At 37.8% G+C, this 8819-nt stretch carries 11 protein-coding genes; 1 reads left to right on the forward strand and 10 read right to left on the reverse strand.

Features of this window, described 5'->3' with window-relative positions; all coding sequences use genetic code 11:
• Positions 1 to 68: 68 nt before the first annotated feature.
• Positions 69 to 2033, reverse strand: coding sequence for a methionine--tRNA ligase (gene metG, locus AC52RT_RS04825; RefSeq protein ID WP_495539702.1), 1965 nt, complete (start codon positions 2031 to 2033; stop codon positions 69 to 71).
• A 635-nt stretch (positions 2034 to 2668) separates the two neighbouring features.
• On the opposite strand from metG, the gene abrB reads away from it, so the two are divergent.
• Positions 2669 to 2950, forward strand: coding sequence for a transition state genes transcriptional regulator AbrB (gene abrB / locus AC52RT_RS04830; protein ID WP_340850502.1), 282 nt, complete (start codon positions 2669 to 2671; stop codon positions 2948 to 2950).
• A gap of 67 nt (positions 2951 to 3017) precedes the next feature.
• Here abrB and rsmI read toward each other — a convergent pair whose 3' ends face one another.
• The 9 genes from rsmI to AC52RT_RS04875 form a co-directional block, all read right to left on the reverse strand.
• A complete protein-coding gene (gene rsmI, locus AC52RT_RS04835; RefSeq protein WP_495539703.1) occupies positions 3018 to 3896 on the reverse strand; it encodes a 16S rRNA (cytidine(1402)-2'-O)-methyltransferase in 879 nt (292 codons plus the stop codon).
• Positions 3897 to 3903: 7 nt separating this feature from the next.
• The gene (locus tag AC52RT_RS04840) at positions 3904 to 4161 is read right to left on the reverse strand and encodes a GIY-YIG nuclease family protein (protein WP_495539704.1); all 258 of its coding nucleotides are present in this window, start codon (positions 4159 to 4161) and stop codon (positions 3904 to 3906) included.
• Positions 4148 to 4888: a tRNA1(Val) (adenine(37)-N6)-methyltransferase gene (locus AC52RT_RS04845; RefSeq protein ID WP_495539705.1), complete on the reverse strand. Its 741-nt coding sequence runs from the start codon at positions 4886 to 4888 to the stop codon at positions 4148 to 4150. Before AC52RT_RS04845 ends, AC52RT_RS04840 begins: the two co-directional genes overlap by 14 nt.
• An 85-nt stretch (positions 4889 to 4973) precedes the next feature.
• A complete protein-coding gene (gene yabA, locus AC52RT_RS04850; protein WP_495539706.1) occupies positions 4974 to 5339 on the reverse strand; it encodes a DNA replication initiation control protein YabA in 366 nt (121 codons plus the stop codon).
• An 18-nt stretch (positions 5340 to 5357) separates the two neighbouring features.
• Complete coding sequence (locus AC52RT_RS04855; protein WP_040375003.1) at positions 5358 to 6185, reverse strand: PSP1 domain-containing protein; 828 nt, start codon at positions 6183 to 6185, stop codon at positions 5358 to 5360.
• Positions 6178 to 7164, reverse strand: a complete 987-nt coding sequence (gene holB / locus AC52RT_RS04860) for a DNA polymerase III subunit delta' (protein ID WP_495539707.1) — start codon at positions 7162 to 7164, stop codon at positions 6178 to 6180. The genes AC52RT_RS04855 and holB overlap by 8 nt, the downstream gene beginning before the upstream one ends.
• Positions 7165 to 7239: 75 nt before the next feature.
• Positions 7240 to 7569, reverse strand: coding sequence for a cyclic di-AMP receptor DarA (darA, locus tag AC52RT_RS04865; protein WP_040375004.1), 330 nt, complete (start codon positions 7567 to 7569; stop codon positions 7240 to 7242).
• A 104-nt stretch (positions 7570 to 7673) separates the two neighbouring features.
• The gene (gene tmk / locus AC52RT_RS04870; RefSeq protein WP_495539708.1) at positions 7674 to 8309 is read right to left on the reverse strand and encodes a dTMP kinase; all 636 of its coding nucleotides are present in this window, start codon (positions 8307 to 8309) and stop codon (positions 7674 to 7676) included.
• Between the two features lie 60 nt (positions 8310 to 8369).
• The coding region (locus AC52RT_RS04875) for an Orn/Lys/Arg family decarboxylase (RefSeq protein ID WP_495539709.1) at positions 8370 to 8819 on the reverse strand (450 nt) is incomplete at its 5' end.

Raw genomic sequence — 8819 nt, forward strand, 5'->3', positions numbered from 1 at the left:
CGGTTGAAACATTAAAAAAGCATAAAAATGTTTCTTATGAAACATTCTTATGCTTTTTTATACTTTCCTTATTTAACTTTTGCCCCATTAGGGAGCGAATTATCCACTGTTGCTACAGATAGTTTTCCATCTGAACTCCCGGCTAAAATCATTCCTTGCGAGAGCTCACCGCGAAGTTTAACTGGTTTTAAATTTGTTACACAGATTACCTTTTTTCCTACCAATTCTTCCGGCTTATAGTATTGGGCAATACCTGAAACAACTTGACGTTTTTCATAACCAAGATCCAACTGAAGTTTAAGAAGTTTATCCGCTTTTTTTACAGGCTCCACTTCTAGTACTTCCGCCACGCGCAGTTCAACCTTCATGAAATCATCAATCGTAATCTCATCTACCTCAGGAATTTCTTCAATAACTGACTCTTTCTTCTCTTCGACTTCAGGCTCATTGCCTTGCATTTGTTTCTTAATGTAATCAATCTCTTCTTGCATCTCAAGACGAGGGAAAATTGGATTCCCCTTAGCTACTTTTGTATCAGCAGGTATTTGACCAAATTCCTCTAAACTCTCCCATGTTTTCAACAAATCATCCGTAATATTTAACTGAGTAAATATCTTTTCTGGAGTTTTTGTCAAGAATGGTTTAAGAAGAATAGCGATTCTGCGCAGCGACTCTGCCAGGTGAACCATTACTGTACCCAGTTCATCCCGTTTCGCTTCATCCTTAGCCAATGCCCACGGTTGTGTTTCATCGATATATTTGTTTGTTCTGCTGACAAGCTGCCAAATCGTAGAAAGAGCAATTGAAAACTCCATATTTTCCATAGCATCTTCATACTTTTTGATGGTATCTTGATTTAATTGCAGCAAGGACTGGTCAAATGTACTGTTGGAACCTGTATAAACAGGAATAACCCCGTCAAAATACTTATCAATCATTGCAACAGTACGGTTCAAGAGGTTGCCTAAATCATTGGCTAAATCAAAATTAATACGTTCTACAAAACCTTCAGGAGTAAAGACTCCGTCAGAACCGAATGGAACCTCACGAAGCAGGTAGTAACGAAGTGCATCAAGTCCATAACGATCAATGAGGGTTACGGGATCAACCACATTCCCTTTTGATTTTGACATTTTCCCATCCTTCATTAATAACCACCCATGAGCAAATACCTTTTTAGGTAAAGGAAGATCCAATGCCATTAACATAATCGGCCAATATATCGTATGGAAACGAACAATTTCTTTTCCAACCAAGTGCACACTTGCCGGCCAGTAGTTTAAGTATTTAGAATCATCTTCAGTACCATAGCCAAGAGCGGTAATATAGTTAGATAATGCATCAATCCAGACATAAATAACATGTTCTGGATTCCCTGGGACCTTCACACCCCAATCGAAGGTTGTCCTTGATACAGCTAAATCTTCTAGACCAGGCTTGATAAAGTTATTGATCATTTCATTTTTACGAGATTCAGGCTGTATAAACTCAGGATTAGCCTCATAGAACGCAAGCAGGCGGTCTACATATTTACTCATTCTAAAGAAGTATGATTCTTCTTTTACTTTCTCTACAGATCTTCCGCAATCTGGACAATTGCCTTTTTCAACTTGCCGGTCGGTGAAGAAAGATTCACACGGCGTACAATACCAGCCTTCATATTGATCCAAATAGATGTCGCCTTGGTCAAGCAGCTGTTTAAAAATCTTTTCAACTACTTTTTTATGACGGGTTTCTGTCGTTCTAATGAAATCGTCATAAGAAATATCAAGCTTATCCCAAAGGACTTTTATGCCATCCACAATATTATCAACGTACGCTTGAGGAGTAACACCGTCCTCAGCTGCTTTACGTTGTATCTTCTGACCATGCTCATCCGTTCCTGTTAAATACATAACATCGAATCCACGCATCCGCTTATAACGCGCCATAGCGTCTCCAGCTACTGTTGTGTATGCATGTCCTATATGTAAATTTCCGCTTGGATAATAAATCGGGGTGGTAATATAAAAGGTGTTTAACTTATCTTGCATGTGTGTTTTCCCTCCTAAAATCATTGATGTAAGAATGAAAGAAACTATATCCATTTTACATACTACTATTCCTATTTTACCTTATCTATAGTAAGTGCGAATATAAATCATCGCAAATTATTATCATTTCATCTAGACAACCACTGCTCTACAACTACTTTCTATTGTAAGACATTTTCTTATTTTTAACCTACCTAAAGGATTACCTCCTTAATCAATAATATATACCTTCTCCTTCTAATTGCTCATTATTTAACAATTGGAGACTAATATTTTGTTACTTATTGTCATTTAGTCGTATACTATAAAAACATTCATTAATTTTTATGAATGTTGATTTTTGTCTTATTTTGTCGATTATTCTTTTAATTTATGGGCTATTCGATGATTATGTATACAGTATACATAGGTAACCCATTCGGTTCTTTCCCTTCGACATAACCTATACACAGATTAGAACCCTTGATATAACCGCATTTATACTCCAATATTTCATTTTTAAAAAACATTAAAAATAAATCATTGACGCATTTGGGAATGGCTGGTATTATTATATTTATAAAAAATATTGTCGAATAATGACGAAAAAGATAGAGATAAAGGGTCTAGATTATTCTGAGAGGAGATTTAAAATTATGAAATCTACAGGAATCGTACGTAAAGTTGACGAATTAGGACGGGTGGTTATTCCAATCGAACTACGTCGTACTTTAGGCATCGCTGAAAAAGACGCATTAGAAATTTATGTTGATGAAGAAAAAATTATCTTAAAAAAATACAAGCCTAACATGACTTGCCAAGTTACAGGTGAAGTATCTGATAATAACCTAACACTAGCTGGAGGAAAACTAATCCTTAGCCGTGAAGGTGCAGAAACATTGATCAAAGAAATCCAAGAAAACTTTGTTACAAAATAATAAATAGTATAGGCCGATTCCTACTTTGGAATCGGCCTTTTTACTGTAATCTGTTTTAAGATGTAACTTATTCGTCTACATGGTACGCTTGGTAAATGTCCCTCTTTGGCACATCACGATCAACCGCTGTTTGCTTAATGGCATCTTTAGTTTGCAAATCCTTTTGGTCGATATAGTGCTGAACATGCTCGTTAATATCCAGCCCTTCCCACCAGAGGCTTTCTGAAGATTCTTCTTGCTCTGAAGCTCCCTCAATAATGAGACAAAATTCCCCTCTTATCTCATTTTCAACTGCCCAATTTAAACATTCGCTCAACGTGCCACGAATAAATTCTTCAAATTTCTTTGTCAGTTCTCGGCAAAGAACAATTTTCCTGTCACCTAGTACATCAAGCATACTTTTTAAGGTGTCTTTTAAACGATGGGGTGATTCATAGAGAATCCAAGTGGACTCAATTTTTTTCAGTTTTTCAAGCTCTTTCTTTTTTTCCTTTGAACTGCGTTGTAAAAATCCATAAAAGTAAAAGGGTTGAGGTGCTATACCAGAGGCAATTAAAGCCGTCAATGCCGCATTTGCACCTGGCAGCGGGATCACGGTTATGTTTTCTTCAATCGCATCCTGAACAAGACGATAGCCTGGATCCGATATAGTCGGCATCCCTGCATCACTGACAAGTGCAACAATCTGTCCGCGTTGAAGCTGCTCTATAATCTGTCTTCCACTCGTTTCTTTGTTATGTTCATGGTAGCTGATAACCGGTGTCTCAATTTCGAAATAGTTACAAAGCTTTCGTGTATTTCTTGTATCCTCAGCAGCAATCACGTCTGCTTCTTTTAAAATACGCAACGCCCGAAAACTCATATCCTCCAAGTTGCCAATTGGTGTAGGGACTAAATATAACGCCGGCTCGGCTCCTTCTTTAGCGAAACTCTTCTGCTGCTGCATCTCTAGGTCACTTCTCCTTCAAAATAATTTTTTCTTTTTCGATTCGAGATAATTGTTTAAATCGATACTCAGCTTGCATTGCTTCTGTTTTTGTTGGGAATCCTTCAACATGAACGAGTTCAACCGGCGTACGTCCGCGGGTATATTTTGCTCCCTTGCCTTCGTTATGAACTCTTACTCGTTTGCTGACATTATTCGTGTATCCAGCATAATAAGTGTGATCTCTACATTTCAATACATAAAAAAAGTGTTCATTCTTCTCCATATAAAATCCTTTTTACTTCAGGTGTATATTCCTGACCATCATACACAAATAATGGGGGCAGGACTTTCAAATCTGGACTTCCATCTTTAATTCCTTCAATTAACAGCATATTCGCTTCTTTTCCCGGTTTAGGATAAACAAATTGAATACGCTTCGGTTCGATTCGATTTGCTCTCATTGAACTCAGGATGTCCATCAGCCTGCCTGGTCGATGAACAAACGCTGCTTTACCGCCCTGTCTAAGAAGCTTTGAACTCGTCTGAACTACATCTTCTAATGAACAAAGGATTTCATGACGAGCAATTGCAAAATGCTCGTTTTTATTTATCTCTTCCTGCGATGGCGTTGGGAAATACGGCGGGTTACACGTCACAACATCATACTTGCTATACCCAATTTCCTTAGCGATATCTTTGATATCACTATGACGCATGCTAATTTGTTCTTCAAGTTTGTTATAGCGAATACTGCGTTCTGCCATATTAAATAGCCGCTCTTGTATCTCTACACCTATAATAGTTCCTTTTGTCCTCGTGCTCAATAACAGTGGAATAACTCCATTTCCTGAACATAAATCGACTATTTTTCCTTTTTGTATTGGAACACTTACAAATTTTGATAATAAAACGGCATCTAATGAAAAAGAAAAAACAGACGGACTCTGGATAATTCTCATTTGTTCTGCTAAGAGGTAGTCCAGACGTTCATCTCCAACTAATTCAACCACTCTCTCGCCTCCTCTATGATGTACTATTTACAATGAATATCTATTCTTAAGAAAAAGCCTTCCCTTAAAAGGGAAAGGCCTCATTTTATTTTTTATTTAAAAAAGATAAACAGAAAAGACAATCGCCTTCTTTACGAAGACTACCAAAGTGAAGATTACAAATATGGAAGCCCTCTTGATAGATACGGGCCAAATTATCGTAACCTTCCCCTATGTCCAATGCCTTATCCATGCTTTCGGCTTTCAGGTTCTTAATTTTACCTTTTTCTTTGATGTTTTTTTGTGTAACAGTGCCAAACCGAGATCTTAAATGTTCATTTTCAATCTTTAATCCCTGATTTTCTTCCAGCACTTCTGCTAAATACTGCTTTAATTCGCCAAGTTGAGTGTATAATTGACCAATTTGAGCCTCCATATTTGTAACTGACTCAAAAATTTCTTTTTTATCCACGCTCTCCCACCACCTTAATCAATCTGTGGCTTGAATAGAAACGGCTCCCTCGTTTAGAATCTCATCTAACGTATACTCTAATACTCGGTCCTGCCCGACTAAATCAACCTGGAGCACTCGTTCTAGAATATTTAGCCCCACTACCTTGCCTTTTCCATTAGGTGTACTAATTACCTCACCTAAGTCTGGAAGCATTTCCTTTGAAATTTCATACTCTTCATTTTCATATTTCAAACAGCACATCAAACGTCCGCATAAACCGGATATCTTCGTTGGATTCAGCGATAGATTTTGATCTTTCGCCATTTTGATTGATACCGGCTCAAAATCACCTAAAAATGTAGAACAGCACAGCATCCTGCCGCATGGACCAATTCCCCCAAGCATCTTAGCTTCATCTCGAACACCGATTTGACGAAGTTCTATACGAGTTCGGAATATTGACGCAAGATCTTTTACTAAATCACGAAAATCGACCCGGCCATCCGCTGTAAAATAAAACACGACCTTATTTCGGTCAAATGTATATTCAACATCAACCATTTTCATATCAAGTTGATGCTCTTCAACTTTCACACAGCAAGTTTCGTAGGCTTCAGCTGCAGCAGCTTTATTTTCTTCTACAATCAACCTATCCTTTGCATCTGCTACTCGCAGTACTTTCTTCAATGGCAGAACAACATCATGGTCATCTACTTGTTTCCGGGCTGTGACTACCTTACCATATTCAACGCCGCGAACTGTCTCGACAATTACAAACTCGTCCTTAGGTATGTTGATTTCACCCGGATCAAAATAGTATATCTTGCCCGCTTTTTTAAAGCGTACGCCTACAACATCATACAAATGATGATCCCTCCTGCAAATTCAGCACAAGCTGTTCCATTAACAGTTGTGGATTTGTATTGGAAAGCAGCTTCCTTTTTGCCTCCAAAATCACACCCATATAATCGGCTAGGCGTTTCTGAGAAAGATGGAGAGCGTGAGACTCCAATTCTTGTATTTGATTTTGAAAAACAACCAGGTTTCGCTTATCCAACTGAATATATAGTAAATCCTTATAAATAAGAAATAACAAATCTAGTCCTCTATCTAGCTGGTCTCTTTCCTTAAAGTGTAAAAACCAATCCTGCTGTAAGTATAATAATGCTTTCAGCGAATCTGATTTTATCACTTCATACAATCTTACCACTATTTTTTGGGCTTGTGCAAACCATTCCTCCGAACTTAATGCCATTCCTTCTTCATAATTATGAGTCAAATGAGATATTATGGAAGAATTTTGTTCGTTCACCCCTTGATCCATCAGCTTTTTTTGCAAATGAGTACGTGATAAAGGTTTGAATGAGAGAATCTGACATCTGGACAAGATAGTTGGCAGTAAACGCTGCATTTGTTCTGTCAGTAAAATGGCCGCTGTGTCTTTAGGCGGCTCTTCAAGGAATTTCAGAAGACTATTTGCAGCTTGTACAGACATTTTATCTGCTTTATCAATAAGATAAATTTTAAAGTTAGCTTCTACGCTCTTCTTCGAAAATTCCTCTTGAAGATTTTTAATCTGTTCTTTTTTTATGGAAAGCCCCTCAGGTTCAACTACATGGACATCCGGGTGATTTCCATTCTCTATTCTTTTGCAGTTACGGCATTGTTCACATGGAAGACGACTTTCTGTTGGGTCCAGGCAAAGCAGAGCTTTTGCCAGGAGCATTCCCATCTCTTTCTTTCCTGTCCCCTTTTCCCCTTCAAAAAGGTAGGCATGGACGACACGACCCTTTACCATACTATTTTGCAGCATGGTCGTAATCTGCGGTTGTATCTCACTCATCTTTTCCCAAGTTACCAAAACAATCAACTCACTTACATCTTAATTAAAAGTACCCATTATAATCTTCTTTCTATCTTAAAATTGAAGAAATTGTTCAATTGGTAAGACAAAAACTGCTGCTCCACCCACTTGAATTTCTACGGGATATGGAACATATGAATCAGCGTTTCCGGACATAGGTGAAACTGGCGCAATGAGCTGTTGACGCGACTCACAGTTATCCTTAATGATTTTTAAAGCGTGATCTACACGTTCATCCTCCGTACCAATCATAAACGTGGTATTCCCGGACTTTAAAAATCCTCCTGTACTAGCAAGCTTTGTTGCCCTATAGTTATTATCAACCAACTTACTTAACAAGCCGTTGCTGTCTTTATCTTGAACAATGGCAATAATCATTTTCATTCATATCATCCTCCGTTCAATCCTAATTTTTACCTGTAATCTATTATACCAATTATCTTATGGGGTTATGGTAAAATTATCTTTATTTTACCATGAAACCTAATTTATTTGTTCTTTAAAACGAATAGTATTTTTTCTTTTACTACTTCTGATACTTGCTCAATTGGTAAGCTGGCATCAACAACAAAAAAACGACTTTTTTCGCGTTCAATTGCCTTTTTATACCCGTCTCTTACCTTCTCATGAAACTGTAATTCTTCTAAATCGAGTCGGTTTACTTCCCGTATGCCACTTTTTTTAATCCGTTTTAGCCCCTCAGCAGGCTCGATATCAAAATAAATAGTCAGTTGAGGCATTAACCCATCAATAGCAAATTGGTTAATGGAATACACCTCATCAATGCCTAGTCCTCTTGCATATCCTTGATAAGCCAAAGAACTATCAATAAAACGATCACACAAAACGATCTTCCCTGCATTCAGTGCAGGTACCACCTTTTCAATTAAATGCTGCCTTCTAGCTGCTGCATATAGTAAGGCCTCAGTCCGGCCATCCATCGCTGTATTTTCTTTATTTAAAATGACTTCTCTTATTTGTTCTGCTATTGGGATGCCACCGGGTTCTCTAGTCAACACCACATCTAAACCTAGGTTTTTAAGAGATTCTCCAATAAGCTTTAATACGGTAGTTTTTCCAGCCCCTTCAGGACCTTCTATGGTAATAAATATTCCTTGTTTCATTGCAAGTTACCTCCAGTGTATATCGTATTAGTATACACTATTATTTCGTCTTTTAAGAGTTTATCGATATACCAATAAAAGGCCGTGGGAAAGCTCTGTCCCCCCATGAAATCGTCCACCTTTATTCCTTAGTTTTTCCATATAGGCAATCTTTTCGGCCGTGATTATTTCTCCGGCCATAATCAACGGGATACCAGGAGGATAAGGAATAATCATTTCTGCTGATACACAACCCACAGACTCATTAAAAGGTACTGACATTTTCTGCAGCCTCTTCATCTCCTTATAGGTCAAGGAAAGTGTACTAAAAAGATGATCATTTACAAAGTCAGGGAGTGATGCTGACCTTTTGACCGTCTCCTTCCCATTTAGTGCAAGATTGATTTTATCAATAGTATCTGTAAAAGGGTAATCCATGTTAACTTTAAGCAGCGGGATGACTAGTAATACATTCTCTGTATCTGCCAGCTCTGTATAGATCCCATAATCCTCAAGTACAGTCTGAAGTTG

This window comes from Peribacillus sp. (assembly GCF_059453735.1).